The sequence below is a fragment of the Arenimonas oryziterrae DSM 21050 = YC6267 genome (genome assembly GCF_000420545.1).
GTDB classification, from domain to species: Bacteria; Pseudomonadota; Gammaproteobacteria; order Xanthomonadales; family Xanthomonadaceae; genus Arenimonas; species Arenimonas oryziterrae.
Window position 1 is genome coordinate 548,714 of the sequence record NZ_ATVD01000003.1, and the last position, 17,879, is coordinate 566,592.

The 17,879-nt window shown below is 63.9% G+C and carries 13 protein-coding genes, 2 tRNA genes and 2 rRNA genes; 11 read left to right on the plus strand and 6 right to left on the minus strand.

The features are described from left to right. Window positions 1-26 precede the first annotated feature (26 nt). On the minus strand, window positions 27-1,052 hold the full coding sequence (locus G467_RS0110815) for a hypothetical protein (protein WP_022969762.1): 1,026 nt from the start codon (window positions 1,050-1,052) through the stop codon (window positions 27-29). 66 nt (window positions 1,053-1,118) lie between these two features. Beyond that, on the minus strand, window positions 1,119-1,793 hold the full coding sequence (gene radC / locus G467_RS0110820) for a RadC family protein (protein ID WP_022969763.1): 675 nt from the start codon (window positions 1,791-1,793) through the stop codon (window positions 1,119-1,121). A gap of 96 nt (window positions 1,794-1,889) precedes the next feature. Here radC and coaBC point away from each other — a divergent pair, with 96 nt between their 5' ends. From coaBC to G467_RS16405, 3 genes are read left to right on the plus strand one after another with little or no spacing between them, the layout of a single operon-like run. After that, window positions 1,890-3,095 carry a bifunctional phosphopantothenoylcysteine decarboxylase/phosphopantothenate--cysteine ligase CoaBC gene (coaBC, locus tag G467_RS0110825; protein WP_022969764.1) on the plus strand — a complete coding sequence of 402 codons (1,206 nt, stop codon included), beginning with the start codon at window positions 1,890-1,892 and terminating at the stop codon, window positions 3,093-3,095. Then, entirely contained in the window at window positions 3,092-3,550 is a 459-nt protein-coding gene (gene dut, locus G467_RS0110830) for a dUTP diphosphatase (protein WP_022969765.1), read from the plus strand. The genes coaBC and dut overlap by 4 nt, the downstream gene beginning before the upstream one ends. 18 nt (window positions 3,551-3,568) lie before the next feature. Further along, the gene (locus G467_RS16405) at window positions 3,569-5,884 is read left to right on the plus strand and encodes a phosphomannomutase/phosphoglucomutase (RefSeq protein ID WP_022969766.1); all 2,316 of its coding nucleotides are present in this window, start codon (window positions 3,569-3,571) and stop codon (window positions 5,882-5,884) included. Between the two features lie 63 nt (window positions 5,885-5,947). Here the strand turns inward: G467_RS16405 and G467_RS0110840 are convergent, their stop codons facing one another. Then, window positions 5,948-6,643, minus strand: a complete 696-nt coding sequence (locus tag G467_RS0110840; RefSeq protein ID WP_022969767.1) for a DUF4124 domain-containing protein — start codon at window positions 6,641-6,643, stop codon at window positions 5,948-5,950. 10 nt (window positions 6,644-6,653) lie between these two features. Further along, on the minus strand, window positions 6,654-7,298 hold the full coding sequence (pyrE, locus tag G467_RS0110845; RefSeq protein WP_022969768.1) for an orotate phosphoribosyltransferase: 645 nt from the start codon (window positions 7,296-7,298) through the stop codon (window positions 6,654-6,656). 144 nt (window positions 7,299-7,442) lie between these two features. Here pyrE and G467_RS0110850 point away from each other — a divergent pair, with 144 nt between their 5' ends. The 3 genes from G467_RS0110850 to G467_RS16415 all read left to right on the plus strand — a co-directional run bounded on the left by G467_RS0110850 (window position 7,443) and on the right by G467_RS16415 (window position 10,122). Beyond that, the gene (locus G467_RS0110850; protein ID WP_022969769.1) at window positions 7,443-8,210 is read left to right on the plus strand and encodes an exodeoxyribonuclease III; all 768 of its coding nucleotides are present in this window, start codon (window positions 7,443-7,445) and stop codon (window positions 8,208-8,210) included. Further along, a complete protein-coding gene (locus tag G467_RS16410) occupies window positions 8,207-9,736 on the plus strand; it encodes an AmpG family muropeptide MFS transporter (protein WP_022969770.1) in 1,530 nt (509 codons plus the stop codon). Before G467_RS0110850 ends, G467_RS16410 begins: the two co-directional genes overlap by 4 nt. Before the next feature lie 98 nt (window positions 9,737-9,834). Next, entirely contained in the window at window positions 9,835-10,122 is a 288-nt protein-coding gene (locus G467_RS16415; RefSeq protein ID WP_022969771.1) for a hypothetical protein, read from the plus strand. 27 nt (window positions 10,123-10,149) lie between these two features. Here the strand turns inward: G467_RS16415 and G467_RS0110865 are convergent, their stop codons facing one another. Next, window positions 10,150-11,274, minus strand: a complete 1,125-nt coding sequence (locus G467_RS0110865) for an anhydro-N-acetylmuramic acid kinase (protein WP_022969772.1) — start codon at window positions 11,272-11,274, stop codon at window positions 10,150-10,152. 5 nt (window positions 11,275-11,279) lie between these two features. Further along, a complete protein-coding gene (locus G467_RS16420; RefSeq protein WP_051130455.1) occupies window positions 11,280-12,530 on the minus strand; it encodes a M23 family metallopeptidase in 1,251 nt (416 codons plus the stop codon). A gap of 217 nt (window positions 12,531-12,747) precedes the next feature. Here G467_RS16420 and tyrS point away from each other — a divergent pair, with 217 nt between their 5' ends. The 5 genes from tyrS to G467_RS0110895 all read left to right on the plus strand — a co-directional run. Beyond that, window positions 12,748-13,959 (plus strand): tyrosine--tRNA ligase, encoded by a 1,212-nt coding sequence (gene tyrS / locus G467_RS0110875; protein ID WP_022969774.1) that lies wholly within the window; start codon window positions 12,748-12,750, stop codon window positions 13,957-13,959. Window positions 13,960-14,353: 394 nt separating this feature from the next. Continuing rightward, a 16S ribosomal RNA gene (locus G467_RS0110880) occupies window positions 14,354-15,896 on the plus strand. A 69-nt stretch (window positions 15,897-15,965) separates the two neighbouring features. After that, window positions 15,966-16,042, plus strand: a tRNA-Ile gene (locus G467_RS0110885). A gap of 40 nt (window positions 16,043-16,082) precedes the next feature. Next, window positions 16,083-16,158 (plus strand) — tRNA-Ala (locus tag G467_RS0110890). A 217-nt stretch (window positions 16,159-16,375) separates the two neighbouring features. Continuing rightward, window positions 16,376-17,879 (plus strand): 23S ribosomal RNA (locus G467_RS0110895); the annotation flags it as partial.

The window sequence follows — 17,879 nt, forward strand, 5'->3', positions numbered from 1 at the left end:
TCGGCGTTTTTTTTGCCCGCGCTGACTCAGCAGGCCCCGGTCAGCTCGGAAAAGGCCGCCAGCACTGCCTCGCCATTGGCCGGCGGGGCGGCCGCGAACCGCGCGAGCATCGCCGCACTGGTCTTCTTCACCAGGGGCCCGTTGGCGGCCTTGCCGGCACCGAACACGCTCTCGCCTTCACGCGAACAGAAGCGATGCAGCTCGAAGAAATAGTGCTGCTGGCCCGGCCCGAGGAAAGACAGGCTGGGTGCGGCCGAGGTGGCGGCGTCCAGGCGACGGCCGGCGCGCATTTCCCGTTCGCGGCACAGGCGCAGGGCGGTATCGCACAGCTGCACGAAATCCTCGCCGACATTGGCGGTGTCCAGATCGGCCGCGAGCCGGCCCAGACGCTCGCCGCGCCGCGCGTCGGCGTCTTCACGCCAGCCCGGGTGGTCGCTGTCGAGCCACAGGGCCAGGCCGCGCGCGAGCGCACCGCCGGCAAGGCCGGGCAGTTCGTCGGTGCGCGGATCGGGCTTGGGCACGGGTCGGGCATCGAACGTGCTGCCGGCAATCATCATTTCCAGCGCGACGAAATAAGCGCGGTCCTGCTGCGGATCGAAGCCGCAGGCCGACAGGATGCGGAAGGTCTCGGCGACGCTGGCAGCCTCGTTGCCGCCGACGGGACCGGGCACATCGACGGTTTCGCGCTGGCGAAGATCGTGGCAGGCGGCGAACAGCAGCAGGGCGGCGGCGTCGTCGCCCCGCGGCGCCGAGTCGCCGAGGTCGTCCAAGGCACGTCGCAGGCGGCGATCGCCAAGTTCCAGGACATGGCCTTCGTTGTGGTAGGCGTGGAAATCGTCGCCGAAGCTGCCGTGGCGCAGGCCCAGACGGGCGGCACCGAGCAAGGTGGCATCGAGGACGCGGGCCGGGGCGCCGATGCGCTGGGTCACGGCCTGCAGGCGCTCGAACAAATCCGGGCGACGGGCCGCGACCAGGGTGCGCGCGGACGCGGCGTCGGGCAGCGCGATCTCGACCGCGTCGGGGGCGTAGAGCCTGTCGTAGCCGAGAATCACATGGTCCGTCCGGTCGCAACCTGCCGCGCAGCAGTATACGCAGTGGCGGCCGATACGCAGCCACGCTCAGAGCAGGCCGCGCTGCGCCATCGACACCGGCGGGCCGTCGCCGACGATGAAATGGTCGAGCACGCGCACGTCGACCAGGGCCAGCGATTGTTTGAGCCGGGCGGTGACCGCCCGGTCGGCGGCGCTGGCCTCGGGACTGCCGCTGGGGTGGTTGTGGCCGAAGATAACCGCCGCGGCATTGAGCGCCAGGCAACGGCGCGCGACCTCGCGCGGGTGGACCTCAGCGCCGTCGAGCGTGCCGCGAAAAAGCTCTTCGTAGGCAATGACGCGGTGACGGGTATCGAGGAACAGGCAGGCGAAAACTTCGTACGGCAGCGGCCGCAGCTTGCGTGCCAGGTAGTCGCCGGCCTGGGTGGGATCGCCGAGGGCATCGCCGCGCTCGAGCCGCTGGCCGAGGTGGCGCGTCCCCAATTCCAGTGCCGAAGCCAGGACGCAGGCTCGGGCCGGACCCAGGCCCGCACAACGTGCGAGTTCCGCCGCCGGCCGGTCCAGCAGCCCGCGCAGCCCGCCGTGATCGGCCAGCAAGCGGCGCGCCAGATCCACCGCCGTCTGGCCGCGGCCGCCCGAGCCCAGGAACAGCGCCAGCAATTCGGCATCCGACAACGCGCCGCTGCCCCGGGCGAGGAGCTTTTCACGCGGGCGTTCGGTGGCGGGCCAGTCGCGGATATGCATGGCCACAGCTTGCCTGCGTCGTCATCTTCGCTGCCCTCGGGACGAGGCGCGCCATCGGGTAAGCTAGGCCGTCTTTGGCCGTAGGAAAAAGCGGACGTGAGCGAACTAGCCGGACAGCGCATCCTCCTCGGTGTCAGTGGTGGCATCGCCGCCTACAAGGCCGCCGATCTGGTCCGTCGCCTACAGGATGCCGGCGCCGAAGTGCGCGTGGTCATGACCGAAGGCGCGCAGCAGTTCGTCACCGCGACCACGTTCCAGGCGCTGTCCGGTCATCCGGTGCGCACCTCGCTGTGGGATGCCGCCGCCGAAGCGGCGATGGGTCATATCGAACTCGCCCGCTGGGCCACGCGCATCTTGATCGCGCCGGCCAGCGCGGATGTGCTCGCACGTCTGGCGCATGGCTTCGCCAACGATCTGCTGAGCACCCTGTGTCTGGCGTCCGAAGCGCCAGTCGTCGTCGTGCCGGCGATGAATCGCGTCATGTGGGCGCACGCCGCCACGCGCGCCAATCTCGCCACGCTCGTCGCGCGCGGTGTGACCGTGCTCGGCCCTGGCGAAGGCGACCAGGCCTGTGGCGAGGTCGGTGCCGGGCGCATGCTCGAGCCCCTGCAGATCGTGCAGGCGCTGGCGAGCGCCTCGCGACCGTCCCTGCTGAGCGGCCGTCAGGTGCTGATCAGCGCCGGGCCGACGTTTGAGGATCTCGATCCGGTGCGCTTCCTGGGCAATCGCAGCTCCGGAAAAATGGGTTTCGCTCTCGCTGCGGTCGCGGCTGCCATGGGTGCGCGCGTGACCTTGGTCGCGGGCCCGGTGAGTCTGGCAACGCCGCCCGGCGTTCAGCGCGTCGATGTGCGGCGCGCGGCGCAGATGCGCGACGCGGTATTGGCCGCGTTGCCCGGTCAGGACGTCTACATCGGCGCCGCCGCGGTGGCCGACTACGCGCCGGTGGAAACGCAGCCGCAAAAAATCAAGAAGACCGGTGAGACGCTCGCCGTGCAACTCGTGCGCACGCCCGACATTCTTGCCGAGGTCGCCGCGCATGCCGCGCGACCGCATCTGGTGGTGGGCTTTGCTGCGGAGACCAACGATCTGGACACCTATGCGCGCGACAAGCTGCGCCGCAAAGGACTGGACCTGATTGCCGCCAACGACGTGTCCGCGCAAGGCATCGGCTTCGAAAGCGAGGACAACGCGCTGGCGGTATTCGATGCCGAGCGTCGCTTCGATATCCCGCGCGGAACCAAGACGGCGGTGGCCGGCGCCTTGCTGGCCCTGATCGCCGAACGCCTGGGGACGCGCGCTTGAGCCGCGAGATCGAGCTCAAGATTCTCGACGCCCGCCTCGGCGCGGAATTTCCGTTGCCCGACTATGCGACCGCCTTGTCGGCGGGCATGGACCTGCGCGCCCTGTGTGACACGGCGATCACGCTGGCGCCGGGCGAGGCGCAGTTGCTGCCCACGGGCATGGCGATCCACATCGGCGATGCCGAGCTGTGCGCGGTGATCCTGCCGCGCTCGGGGCTGGGTCACAAACAGGGATTGGTGCTGGGCAACCTGGTCGGGCTGATCGATGCCGACTACCAGGGGCCCCTCATGGTGAGTTTGTGGAATCGCGGGCAGAATCCGCAGACGATCCAGCCGGGCGACCGAATCGCCCAGCTGGTTTTCCTGCCGGTGGTGCGGGCGCGGTTCCGGCAGGTGCAGGATTTCGAACACAGCGCGCGGGGTGCCGGCGGTTTCGGCCACACCGGTGTTCGCTGAACGGTCTAGGGGGACCACATGACTTCGATGTTGAAACCGGGAAGTTTCAAGCCGGCCTTGATCCTGCCGGCGGTCGCGGTGTTGCTGCTCCTGGCCGCGTTGTGGACCGCGTGGACGGGATGGCAGCTGCGTTCGGCCAACCAGCTCACCGAACAAGTGGGTGTGGCCCGGCGCGAGGTCGCCGACCAGTTGCAGCCGCAGCTCAAGGCGGCGCTCGACCACATGGCCGCGCTCAAGGGCCGCAATGCACTCGTGGTCGCGGTCAAGGCCAATGACATCCCGGCCGCGAAAGACCTGGTGACCGAAGGCTGGGCTGGCGTGGAAGCGGTCGAATTCGTCGCGCCCGACCTGACGGCGGCCTTCGCCGATCCCGCGACGTTCGGTTACGGCAAGCTCGGCTTGCTCGAGCGCGCCATGCAGGATGGCAATCCCGCGGTCGCGGTGATCAAGGACGGAGGTGCGCCGCGTCTGGGCGTGGCCACGCCGCTGCTCGACCAGGGCCAGGTGGTTTCGCTGGTGTATGCGCGACTGCCGCTCGCGCCGCTGACCTCGAAGGTCACCGGTGCCGCGCCCAAGGGCGCCTATCTGGCCCTGCGACAGGGTCGCTACAACGTCGTCGCGGACGGCGTGCTGGAAGGCGACCTGCAGTTCAAGGCCGAAGCGAACGCGATCGAATTGACCGGCACGCCGATGCGCGTGGTGGCGACCTCGCCGATCGTCGAATCGGGTCTGTTGGACAAGGGCGGTTACGGCGAAATGGGCCTGGCCGGTCTGCTGGCTCTGCTGGGTGTCGCGGCGCTGTTCCTGCCCAAGCTCCGTGGCGGCGCGTCCGAACGTCCGGCGCGGGTCGAAGAAGAAGCGGCACCGACGCTGGCGGAATTGCAGAGCAGCGGCCAGTTCGAAAAAGCCGAAGCGGCACCGGTCAAGATCGCCGAGGCGCTGGCCGCGCCGCGCATCATGCTCGACCGCAGCATCTTCCGCGCCTACGACATCCGCGGCATCGTCGGACAAACGCTCGACGCACATATCGCCACCCTGATCGGACACGCGATCGGCAGCGTCATGGCCGAGCGCAACCTGCGCAACATCGTGGTTGGCCGCGACGGCCGCCTGTCGTCGCCGGAAATGTCCAACGCCCTGATCGCCGGCCTGCGCAAGGCCGGACGCGACGTCATCGATATCGGCGAAGTGCCGACGCCGGTGGTGTATTTCGGTACCTTCCACCTGCGCACCGGCTGCGGCGTGTCCGTGACCGGCAGTCACAATCCACCCGACTACAATGGTTTCAAGATCGTCGTCGACGGCGAAACGCTGTCGGGCGAGGCGATCCTCAATCTGTACGCGCGCATTGCGGAAAACCGCCTGTTCCGCGCCGACGTCGCCGGGCAGTCGGTGCCGCGCGACATCAAGGCCGACTACATTTCGCGCATCGCCGGCGACGTGCAGATCGAGCGCAAACTTAAGGTCGTCGTCGATTGCGGCAGCGGTGTTGCCGGCGGCTTCGCGCCGGAATTGCTCGAGGCGATCGGCGCCGATGTTGAGCCCTTGTTCTGCGAGGTCGACGGCACCTTCCCGCATCACCATCCCGACCCGAGCGATCCAGAAAACCTGGTCGACCTCATACGTGTCGTGCAGCGCGTCGGTGCCGACATCGGCCTGGCGCTGGACGGCGACGGCGACCGCCTGGGCGTGGTCACCAAGTCGGGCGAGATGATCTATCCCGACCGTCTGCTGATGCTGTTCGCCTCCGACGTGCTCGAGCGCAATCCCGGCGCGTGCATCATCTACGACGTCAAGTGCACGGGCCATCTGGCCACGCACGTGCTGCGGCACGGCGGCAGTCCGCTGATGTGGAAGACCGGGCATTCGCTGATCAAGGCGAAGATGAAGGAAACCGAGGCGGAACTGGCTGGTGAAATGAGCGGCCACTTCTTCTTCCGCGAGCGCTGGTACGGGTTCGATGACGGCCTGTATGCCGCCGCGCGTCTGCTGGAAATCCTCGCCGCCACCCAGGACGATCCGGAGACGTTGTTCGCGACCTTGCCCAAGGGCGTGTCGACGCCGGAACTGAAGATCCATGTGGCCGAAGGCGAGCAGTACGCCTTCATCGAAAAATTCCTCGCCAGCGCGAAGTTCGAGGGAGCGCGCATCGCCACGATCGACGGCCTGCGCGCCGACTGGTCCGATGGTTGGGGCCTCGTGCGTGCGTCCAACACCACGCCGGTGCTGGTGCTGCGTTTCGATGCGAAGGACGCCGCGGCGCTGCAGCGCATCCAGGCGGCATTCCGCGAACAGATGCTGGCGGCGGATCCGAACTTGGTGCTTGGGTTCTAGCCGATACGCGGGCACAAAAAAGCCGGCGCAAGCCGGCTTTTTCTTGAGTGACGAAAGTCCGTCTCAGGGCGTTGCGCCGCCCGGCGTGGCCGGCGGTGTGGCGGGCGCGGTACCCGGTGTCGGCGCCTGCTGCGCGCCGCGCAGTTCGCGGAACCGCGCGAGCACGCGCTGGAACTCGGCATCGAGGCTGGCCAGCTCGCCCATGCGATTGCTCATGAAGGTTTGCTGCTTGAGCATCTCGACATGGCGCTCGCGAATGAGTCCGGCTCGGCGGGCATCGACCGGACGGCCGCCGAGTTCGGCTTCGGAAGCTTCGGTGAGCAAGGTCGTCAGGCTGTTGCGCACGTCCTTGAGGCTGATGTCGGTCGACGCGATAGTCTGCTTGAGCAGGCTGATGCGCTCGTCGTAGGCGCGGTGCAGGTCGGCCTCGGTCTGGTAGTTCACCAGCATCGACTCTTCCATCATCTGCTGGCGCTTGGCCGCTTCCGCGGCCACGGCGGCGGCGTCCTCCTGCTGGACGGCGGCGGCCCGTTCTTCGGCGGTCAGCGCGCGATCCACCGAGCCGGTGGCCGTGCCGGTCTTGGCGTTGTATTCCTGGCGCGCCTGGTCGATCGCCTCGGGCGGCAGCGCGTCGTCGTAGTGGACTTTGCCCTGCTTGTCGACCCAGCGATAAAGCTTTTTCTTGTCCTGCTGGGCATCGGCGGCGCTCGCCGCCAGCAGGGTGATCAACAGGGCCAGGCAAACTCGTTGGGTGTTCATGGCGTTCTCGTCAGTCGCTGCCGTAGCGGGAACGATACGCCACCAGCGCGTCTTTGTAAGCGGCCACTTCCGGCCGTTCGTCGGCCAGACGCAGCAGTTCGGTCAGGCCGGCGACGGCGATCACGGGCAGGCCGAATTCGTGGGCGACTTCCTGTGCGGCCGACCGGCTGCCGGTCTGGCCGCGTTCCTGCCGGTCGAGCGCAATCAATACGCCGCAGGGCGTGCCGCCGGCGCCGCGGATGATCTCGAGCGCCTCGCGGATCGCGGTGCCCGCCGTAATCACATCGTCGACGATCAGCACCCGACCCTGGACCTTGGCGCCGATCAGCGAACCGCCTTCGCCATGGGCCTTGGCTTCCTTGCGATTGAACGCGACCGGCACGTCGCGGCCGCGGGCAGCCAGAGTAGTCGACAGCGCCGTTGCAAGCGGGATTCCCTTGTAAGCCGGACCGAACAGCATGTCGAAGGCCACGCCCGAGCCGAGCAGGGCATCGGCATAGCATTCGCCCAGCGCGGCGAGGGCCGCGCCGGAATCGAACAGGCCGGCGTTGAAGAAGTACGGACTGACCCGCCCGGACTTCAGTGTGAATTCGCCGAAACGCAGCACTTGGCGGGCGAGGGCGAGTTCAAGGAAGCGGCGTTGGTGCTCGAGCATGGGCGGTCCGGGAATTTCTGGCGACAGTCACGGAGGCGATGATACGGGAGCGCGGCGGGGTCGACACCGGTCGGACATGGTTGCCGTCCCTTGGCCTGCGGTAGTCTTGGACGGTTCGTCTCCTTTTGACGTCATTGCCCGCCCATGAAGATCATCAGCTTCAACGCCAACGGATTGCGTTCGGCGACCACGAAAGGTTTTTTCGACTGGTTCGCCGAGCAAAAGGCCGACGTGCTCTGCCTGCAGGAAACCAAGGCCCAGGAACACCAGCTCGCCGACGCCTGTTTCCGGCCCGACGGCTATCACGCCTATTTTCGCGACGCCACGTCCAAGAAAGGCTATTCCGGCGTCGCGATCTATACCCGGCGCGCGCCCGATGAGGTGCGCACGGCGCTGGGCTGGAACGATTTCGATGAAGAGGGGCGCTACATCGAAGCGCGCTTCGGCAATCTGAGCGTGGTCTCGCTGTACTTCCCGTCGGGTTCGTCAGGTGAGGAGCGGCAGCAATTCAAGTTCCGCAGCATGGAGTGGTTCCTGCCCATTCTCGATGGCTGGCTCAAGAGTGGTCGTGATTACGTGATCTGCGGCGACTGGAACATCGTGCACACGCGCAAGGACATCAAGAACTGGACTTCGAACCAGAAGAACTCCGGTTGCCTGCCCGAAGAGCGCGCCTGGCTCGATGTGCTGTTCAAGGAGCGCGGCTGGGTCGACAGCTATCGCCAGCTGCGACCGGACGGCGAGGATTACACCTGGTGGAGCCAGCGCGGCGCGGCGCGCGCGAAGAACGTCGGTTGGCGCATCGACTACCAGATCGTCACGCCTTCGCTGCGCGACAAACTCAAGAGCTGCGCGATTGCGAGCGAGCCGAAATTTTCCGATCACGCGCCTTATTCCGTGGAGTACGCATGAGCAACACCGAGCCACGCACGGGATTCTTCGCTTCGATTGCGGACTATTGGCGCCCGGGCGTGCGGGAGATGCTTTTCCTGGGCTTTGCGTCGGGACTGCCGCTCCCGATGGTGCTGACGACGTTGTCGGCGCGGCTGCGCCTGTCGGGCATCGATCGCACGACGATCGGCTTGTTCAGTCTGGTTGGCCTGGCGTATTCGATGAAGTTCCTTTGGTCGCCGATCGTCGACCGCGCGCGCTTGCCCGTGCTCGGTGGCATGGGCCAGCGACGCGGCTGGCTGATGTTCGCCCAGCTCGGCGTGATCGTGGGTCTGTTGCTGATGGCGCTGAACGAACCGTCCGCGGGTGCTCAGCATTTCGCGCTGCTCGCGGCCTTCACCGCGTTCTGCTCTGCGACGCAGGACATCGTGGTCGATGCGTATCGCATCGAATCGGTGGACGCAAAGCTGCTGGGCTCCTCCTCTGCGGCGTACCAGATCGGCTACCAGGTCGCGCTGATCTGCAGCGGAGCGCTCGCATTGCTCATGGCGAGTCATGCGGGTTGGTGGCAGGCCTACGTCATGATCGCGGGGCTGCTGCTGATCGGCGTCGCGACGACGCTGCGCATCCGCGAACCACAGCGCGCCGCCGCCGGAGATCCGCAGGTCGATCGAGCACTGGTTCTGGAAGCCGCCGAGCACATGCGGCCCGCGCCGCTGTTGATCGGATTCCTCGTCACGGCCCTGCTGTGGTTCGTGCTGCGCGCGCCGCTCGTGGCCAAGGGCGATTCCACGCTCGCGCTCGATTGCAGCTTCGGCGCCATCGGCCTGATCGAGCTCGCGCTGCTGGCCGTGCTGTCCTTGCCGGGCCTGCGCGCGGCGCGGGACAAGCTGATCGTCTCCGTGGTCCTGCCGGTGCGGGACATCGGCCTGCGCTTCGGTTGGCGGCTGGCGATCCCGATGCTGCTGCTCATCGTGACCTATCGCCTCAACTACACGACGATGGGCGTGGCGGCGAACACCTTCTACCTCGACATGGGCTACACCCTCGACCAGGTCGCGGCGGTGTCCAAGGTCTACGGCGTCATCCTCACCTTGGTCGGCGCGATCTACGCCGGCTGGCTGGTGCGCCGGCTTGGCTTCATGCGCAGCATGCTGCTCGGCGTTGTGCTGCTGAGTGTCGCCAACCTGTTCTACGGCCATGTTGGCACCCTCGCCGGCGCGACCGCGCCGAGCGTCTGGTGGCTGGCGGCAGCCATCAGCATCGACAACGTCGCCAATGGCATCGCCGGCACCGCCTTCATCTCCTACATGTCCTCGCTCACCAGCAAGCAATACACGGCGACGCAGTACGCATTGTTCGGCACGCTCTGGAGCCTGCCGTCGAAGACCATCGCCAGCCAATGGGGACGCATCGTCGATGCGATCGGCTATCCGGCCTTCTTCGTCTACACGGCGGTGATCGCCTTTCCGGCGGTGCTGCTCATCCTGTGGTTGATGCGCATGGAAGCGGCCCGCAAGCGTGCGACGCCGGTGGACGGCACCTGAACGCCGCGCCGCGCCGGTACGGCCCGGCTTCCCGCGCGCGGCGCGCGGCGGTAATCTCACCTTCCCGGCTTCCCCCCGAGCCCGGTTGATCGAGAGCCATGGCTGATTTCCTGTTACGCGACATCGATGAACGCGTCGCCGACCGCATCAAGGAATTGGCGCGGCAAAAAGGCTGGCCGCTCAACGACGTCATCCTGCATCTGGTGAAGCAGTCGCTGGGTCTGGCCGAGCCCGATCCGCCGCCGGTGCCGGGCGATATCGCCCGCCTCGCCGGGGCCTGGGGCGACGACGAGACGCGTGCGTTCAAGGAAGCGATGGAAGCTTTCACGGGCCTGCCCGACGACGCGCCGGCCTACATGCAGCCGCCCTCGGGAAAACCGCGCTGACGTCGAGTGCGCAATATTCCGCCGAGATCAGCCGGGATGGATCGCGCCGAGAATCCGTAAACCGGCCGCACCGGTGACCTCGGGCAAGTTGCCGGGGCGTCCGGCCAGGGTCTCCCGCGCCAGCCAGGCAAACGCCATCGCCTCGAGGAAATCCGGATCCACGCCGTAGTCGGCCGTGCTCGCGATGACCTGAGCGGGCAGTTCCCGCCGCAGCTGCGCCATCAAGGCGCGGTTGTGCACGCCGCCACCGCAGGCGAGAACCCGACGACAGTCAGGCTGGGTCCGACGCAGTGCATCGGCGACCGTGCGCGCGGTGTACGCGAGCAAGGTCGCCTGCACGTCGGCCGGAGTCAGGGCAAGACCCTGCATTTTTTCCTGCAGCCAATCGAGATGGAACTGGTCGCGGCCCGTGCTCTTGGGCGGCGGCAGGCTCAGCCAGGGTTCGTCGAGCAGACGGTCGAGCAAGGATGCGTCGGCCTGCCCTTCGGACGCGAACGCGCCGTCGCGATCGAATCGTTCGCCGCGATGACGCAAACACCAGGCATCCATCAGCCCATTGGCTGGACCGGTATCGAAGCCGCGCACGCTGCCGTGCGCCGGCAGCAGGGTGAGATTGGCGATGCCGCCCAGATTGAGCACCGCGCGGTCTTCGTCGGTCGTGCGCAGGAGCGCGGCATGCAGCACCGGCAGCAAGGGCGCGCCCTGGCCGCCTGCGGCCACGTCGCGGCGACGGAAGTCGGCGACGGTGGTGATTTTCGTGCGTTCGGCGATGAGGCTGGCGTCGCCGTATTGCATCGTGAAGGGCGCATCGCCGGACGGGCGATGGCGCAGCGTCTGTCCGTGCGAGCCGATCGCGTGAATCCGCGCGCGCGGTACGCCGGCCGCTTCGATCAAATGGTTCGCGGCTTCTGCGAACGCCTGGCCCAGCCGTGTATCGAGCGCGCCCATATCGTCGAGCGAGAGCCGGGCATCGGCCTGCGAGACGCGCAACACCTCCGCCGCCAGCGCCGCCGGCATCGGATAGGTGCGACCGAAGATCAGTCGCGGCGCGGGATCGAAAGCGACGAGAGCCGCGTCGATACCGTCGACGCTGGTGCCGGAGATCAGACCAAGGAACAGCGGGCCGTCGACCGGCAGTGACGGCCCGGCCATGCGGCTTAGCGCACGGCCAGACGCGTGGTCTTCTGCATGACTTCCATGCGCGCGAGCGCCGGGGCGATCGTCGCCTGGAAACGCGCCATCTCGGTACCGCTCAGCGGCGCCGGCTTGGGCATGGTCACATTGAGCGGATTGACCTGGTTGCCGTTGACGCGGAATTCGTAGTGCAGATGCGGGCCGGTGGCCAGGCCGCTCATGCCGACATACCCGATCGTGGAGCCCTGGTTGACGCGCTGTCCCTGCTTGATCTTGCCCCACGCGGACATGTGCCCGTACAGGGTGGTGCGGCCATTGCCATGATCGAGCACGACGGCGCGACCGTAGCCGTTCTTCCAGCCGACGAACTGAACCTTGCCGTCGCCGGCAGCCATGATCGGCGTGCCCGTGGAGGCGGCATAGTCCACGCCCTTGTGCATGCGCATGCGACCCAGCACGGGGTGGTTGCGCATGCCGAAGGTCGAGGACAGGCGGGCGTATTCGATCGGAATGCGCATCAGCACCTTCTTCAGCGGGTTGCCCTTGCCATCGAAATATTCGGCCTTGCCGTCGTGTTCGAAATAGAACGCGGTGTAGACCTTGTTGTGCGTGGTGATGCGGGCGGCGAGCACGTCGCCGTTCTTCAGGCGCTGACCTTCGCGCCACTGGTCTTCGTACACCACTTCGAAGGTGTCACCGTCGCGCAGATCTTCGACGAAGTCGACGTCGTACTTGAAGACGTTGGCGAGCTTGTTAATCGAGGAAGTAGTCAGGCCGGCGCGGCGCGCATCGGCCGCGAAGGAGCGCGTGATGCGACCGGAGGCGACGGCAACGTTCTGTTCGAGCGGGCGGGCGATGATCTTCTGTTCGACCTGGCCGTCCTTGCCGACGCGGATTTCGATGCGCTCGGCATCGTTGCGATCGAAGCGCAGGGTCTTGAGCTGATCGTTGCGGTCGAGTTCAAACGCCAGTTCCTTGCCCGGCCCGATGTTCCACAGGCTGGTGCGGGCTTCCGGCGACTTGAGCATCTGGCGCATCACCGACAAGGGGATGCCCAGATCATTGAAGACGTGGCTGAGGGTCTGGCCCTTCTCGACGTGGACGAATTTCCAACCACCGGCGGAAGCGTCGTGTTCGGAGCGCGCCATCGGTGGAAGCACCAGACTGACGGTCACCGGCAGCTCGGCCGCCTGCGGCGCGCTCATCGCCTGGGAGAAGCCGGGCACGATGGCGATCAGGGCCGAGCCGAGGAATCCGCCCAGTCCGGCGAGCAACCAATGCTCGTGCGACCAGCGTGTCAGGGAGGCTTCTTGAGGGCGATGTGGCAAAACGGACTCCGCGGAACAGGCCGGCCAGGAGGCGGGGTGGGGTACGATAACCAGACTTAAAACCTTGCGTCAAACCCTTGTGAAGACTGGATTTTTTGACCCCCAGACTTTAACTTCCAGTTAACGCTGAACGCACAAAACCGCCGGATTTCTGCCCACAAACATGAACGACCTGAACCATGCCCTCGAATTGATCGGCCGCGGCGCCGAGGAAATCCTCAAGCACGAGGAACTCGAGGCCCGACTCAAGCTCGGCCGGCCATTGCGCATCAAGGCCGGTTTCGACCCGACCGCGCCGGACCTGCATATCGGCCATACCGTGCTGCTTAATAAGATGCGGCAGTTCCAGGATCTGGGCCATCAGGTGATCTTCCTGATTGGCGACTTCACCGGAATGATCGGTGACCCGACCGGCAAGAACGTCACCCGCAAGCCGCTTACCCGCGAAGACGTGCAGGCCAACGCCAAGACTTATGCCGAGCAGGTGTTCAAGGTGCTCGATCGCGACAAGACCGAGCTCCGGTTCAATTCCGAATGGTTCGACCAGATGGGAGCGGCCGGCATGATCAAGCTGGCTGCGCAGCACACCGTGGCGCGCATGCTCGAGCGCGACGACTTCTCCAAGCGTTTCGCCGGTCAGCAGCCGATCGCCTTGCACGAATTCCTCTATCCGCTGGTACAGGGCTACGACTCGGTGGCGCTCAAGGCCGACGTCGAGCTGGGCGGCACCGATCAGAAATTCAACTTGCTGATGGGGCGGGGATTGCAGGAGCACTACGGTCAGCCCGCTCAAATCGTGCTGACGATGCCGTTGCTGGAAGGGCTCGACGGCGTCAACAAGATGAGCAAGTCGCTCGCCAACTACATCGGCATCAACGAGCCGGCCATCGACATCATCACCAAGACCATGAAGATCGGCGACGAGCTGATGTGGCGCTGGTACGAACTGCTGAGCTTCGACGTTTCCCTGGCCGAACTGGCGCGAATGAAGCAGGACTTCGCAACCGGGCAGTTGCATCCGCGCGAAGCCAAGCTGCGCTTGGCGCGCGAACTGGCCACGCGCTTCCATGACGCGGCGGCAGCGGAAACGGCGATTGCCGGCTGGACGGCGGCCGTCAGCGGTCAGGGCGACTTGACGGTGCTGCCTCTGATGGACGTGGTGGTTCCAGCGGAGGGGCTGCGTATTGCCTCCCTGCTCAAGGCGGCCGGACTGGCCGCCAGCAACGGCGAAGCCAACCGCAAGCTCGCCGAACGGGCGGTTCGGATCGACGGCGAGTCCTTCGAGGACGGGCAGCGGCTGTTCGTGGCGGGCTTCGAAGGGGTTCTGCAGGTCGGCAAGCGCAATTTCCAGCGCGTCCGCCTCATTCCAGGCTGATTGCCTCTTCCCAATCCGGGCGGCATCGCCTATTCTAGTCGATCCACTGATCTGCGGCCTTCTGGCCTCGGATCGGGGCGAAATCTGGCCTGCGAGGGCGAGGCGGGGTTCGAGAAAATGTCCGGTGACGGGTATTGACGGACTTCAAAAACGCCCTATAATGTGCGGCTCCCTTGGACGAAACGTCCTCTGGGCGGGAACGAAGCGAGGCTTCTTCCCCACCGATCTTTGACAGTGTGCGCAGGAAATTTGTGCGGGCGCCTGTGAGATGGACTAGTCCAATCTTGCAGATGTCTGTCATAGAAAAGCTTTAAGTCACAAAGTTGTTTAAGCAACGCAAGCGACGTAAAGCTGGGTGAAAGACTTCTGCAGAAAAAAGCTAAACATTTAGTTTTAACTGAAGAGTTTGATCCTGGCTCAGAGTGAACGCTGGCGGCAGGCCTAACACATGCAAGTCGAGCGGCAGCGGGCTGTAGCAATACAGTGCCGGCGAGCGGCGGACGGGTGAGGAATACATCGGAATCTACCTTGTCGTGGGGGATAACGTAGGGAAACTTACGCTAATACCGCATACGAACTACGGTTGAAAGCGGAGGACCGCAAGGCTTCGCGCGATTGGATGAGCCGATGTCGGATTAGCTAGTTGGCGGGGTAAAGGCCCACCAAGGCGACGATCCGTAGCTGGTCTGAGAGGATGATCAGCCACACTGGAACTGAGACACGGTCCAGACTCCTACGGGAGGCAGCAGTGGGGAATATTGGACAATGGGCGCAAGCCTGATCCAGCCATGCCGCGTGTGTGAAGAAGGCCTTCGGGTTGTAAAGCACTTTTGTTCGGGAAGAAAAGCTACCGGTTAATACCCGGGAGTCATGACGGTACCGAAAGAATAAGCACCGGCTAACTTCGTGCCAGCAGCCGCGGTAATACGAAGGGTGCAAGCGTTACTCGGAATTACTGGGCGTAAAGCGTGCGTAGGTGGTGCGTTAAGTCTGTCGTGAAAGCCCCGGGCTCAACCTGGGAATGGCGATGGATACTGGCGCGCTAGAGTGCGGTAGAGGAGAGTGGAATTCCCGGTGTAGCAGTGAAATGCGTAGAGATCGGGAGGAACATCAGTTGCGAAGGCGGCTCTCTGGACCAACACTGACACTGAGGCACGAAAGCGTGGGGAGCAAACAGGATTAGATACCCTGGTAGTCCACGCCCTAAACGATGCGAACTGGACGTTGGGAGCAACTAGGCTCTCAGTGTCGAAGCTAACGCGTTAAGTTCGCCGCCTGGGGAGTACGGTCGCAAGACTGAAACTCAAAGGAATTGACGGGGGCCCGCACAAGCGGTGGAGTATGTGGTTTAATTCGATGCAACGCGAAGAACCTTACCTGGCCTTGACATCCACGGAACCCTTGAGAGATCGAGGGGTGCCTTCGGGAACCGTGAGACAGGTGCTGCATGGCTGTCGTCAGCTCGTGTCGTGAGATGTTGGGTTAAGTCCCGCAACGAGCGCAACCCTTGTCCTTAGTTGCCAGCGAGTAATGTCGGGAACTCTAAGGAGACTGCCGGTGACAAACCGGAGGAAGGTGGGGATGACGTCAAGTCATCATGGCCCTTACGGCCAGGGCTACACACGTACTACAATGGTGGGGACAGAGGGTTGCGATACCGCGAGGTGGAGCCAATCCCAGAAACCCCATCCTAGTCCGGATCGGAGTCTGCAACTCGACTCCGTGAAGTCGGAATCGCTAGTAATCGCGGATCAGCATTGCCGCGGTGAATACGTTCCCGGGCCTTGTACACACCGCCCGTCACACCATGGGAGTTTGTTGCACCAGAAGCAGGTAGCTTAACCGCAAGGGGGGCGCTTGCCACGGTGTGGCCGATGACTGGGGTGAAGTCGTAACAAGGTAGCCGTATCGGAAGGTGCGGCTGGATCACCTCCTTTTGAGCAAAGACGACGCTGTTTCGCAGGCGTCCGCACAAGTTTCCTGCATTCCAACAATTGATCCGGCCTGGGTCTGTAGCTCAGGTGGTTAGAGCGCACCCCTGATAAGGGTGAGGTCGGAGGTTCGAGTCCTCCTAGACCCACCATTTTTGCGTTTGGCAAAGCCAAGCGACGAAGAAGTTATTTGGGGCCATAGCTCAGCTGGGAGAGCACCTGCTTTGCAAGCAGGGGGTCGTCGGTTCGATCCCGACTGGCTCCACCAGGTTGTATGGAATGACAGCGCACACAAAATATATCGATCCGGCTTTGAGGCCGGAATCGTGTTCTTTGAAAATAGGTGATGTAGCGAGCGTTTGAGACGAAACTGTCATCAAGACGTGTCGTAGAGGCTAAGGCGGGCCCTTGAAAGGGCCTAAAATTTGAAGTTGTTGTTGTTCATTCGCGAGCAATGATGACCCTGAGGCGACTTGGGGTTATATGGTCAAGCGAATAAGCGCACACGGTGGATGCCTTGGCGGTCAGAGGCGATGAAGGACGTGGCAGCCTGCGAAAAGCTCCGGGGAGTCGGCAACAGACATTGATCCGGAGATGTCCGAATGGGGAAACCCACTCCGCAAGGAGTATCCAACAGTGAATACATAGCTGTTGGAGGCGAACGTGGTGAACTGAAATATCTAAGTAGCCATAGGAAAAGAAATCAACCGAGATTCCCCCAGTAGTGACGAGCGAACGGGGAGCAGCCCTTAAGTCATTGTGGTTTTAGCAAAACGGTCTGGAAAGGCCGGCCATAGACGGTGATAGCCCGGTATGCGAAAGGGCCACGATGATGAAAATGAGTAAGGCGGGGCACGTGAAACCCTGTCTGAATATGGGGGGACCATCCTCCAAGGCTAAATACTCCTGACCGACCGATAGTGAACCAGTACCGTGAGGGAAAGGCGAAAAGAACCCCGGAGAGGGGAGTGAAATAGACCCTGAAACCGTGTGCGTACAAGCAGTGGGAGCCCCTTCGTGGGGTGACTGCGTACCTTTTGTATAATGGGTCAGCGACTTATTGTCTGTGGCGAGCTTAACCGTCTAGGGGAGGCGAAGGGAAACCGAGTCTGAATAGGGCGAATAGTCGCAGGCAATAGACCCGAAACCGGGTGATCTAGTCATGCCCAGGGTGAAGGTGCGGTAACACGCACTGGAGGCCCGAACCCACTCCTGTTGCAAAAGTAGGGGATGAGGTGTGATTAGGAGTGAAAAGCTAATCGAACCCGGAGATAGCTGGTTCTCCTCGAAAGCTATTTAGGTAGCGCCTTGCACGAATCTTCTTGGGGGTAGAGCACTGTTATGGCTAGGGGGGCATTGCGCCTTACCAAACCATTGCAAACTCCGAATACCAAGACAGACTATGCAGGAGACACACGGCGGGTGCTAACGTCCGTCGTGAAAAGGGAAACAACCCAGACCCGCAGCTAAGGTCCCAAAATTATCGCTAAGTGGAAAACGATGTGGAAAGGCATAGACAGCCAGGAGGTTGGCTTAGAAGCAGCCACCCTTTAAAGAAAGCGTAATAGCTCACTGGTCGAGTCGGTCTGCGCGGAAGATTTAACGGGGCTAAGCGATATACCGAAGCTCGGGGTGCATTCACGTTGTGGATGCGCGGTAGAGGAGCGTTCCGTAAGCCTGCGAAGGTGGATTGAAAAGTCTGCTGGAGGTATCGGAAGTGCGAATGCTGACATGAGTAACGATAATGGGGGTGAAAAACCCCCACGCCGAAAGCCCAAGGTTTCCTTGCGCAACGTTAATCGACGCAGGGTGAGTCGGCCCCTAAGGCGAGACCGAAAGGTGTAGTCGATGGGAAGCTGGTTAATATTCCAGCACCTCGCGTGACTGCGATGGGGGGACGGAGAAGGTTAGGTGTACCCGGCGTTGGTTGTCCGGGGGAAAGGAGGTAGGCATGAAGCGTAGGCAAATCCGCGCTTCTTTATGCCGAGC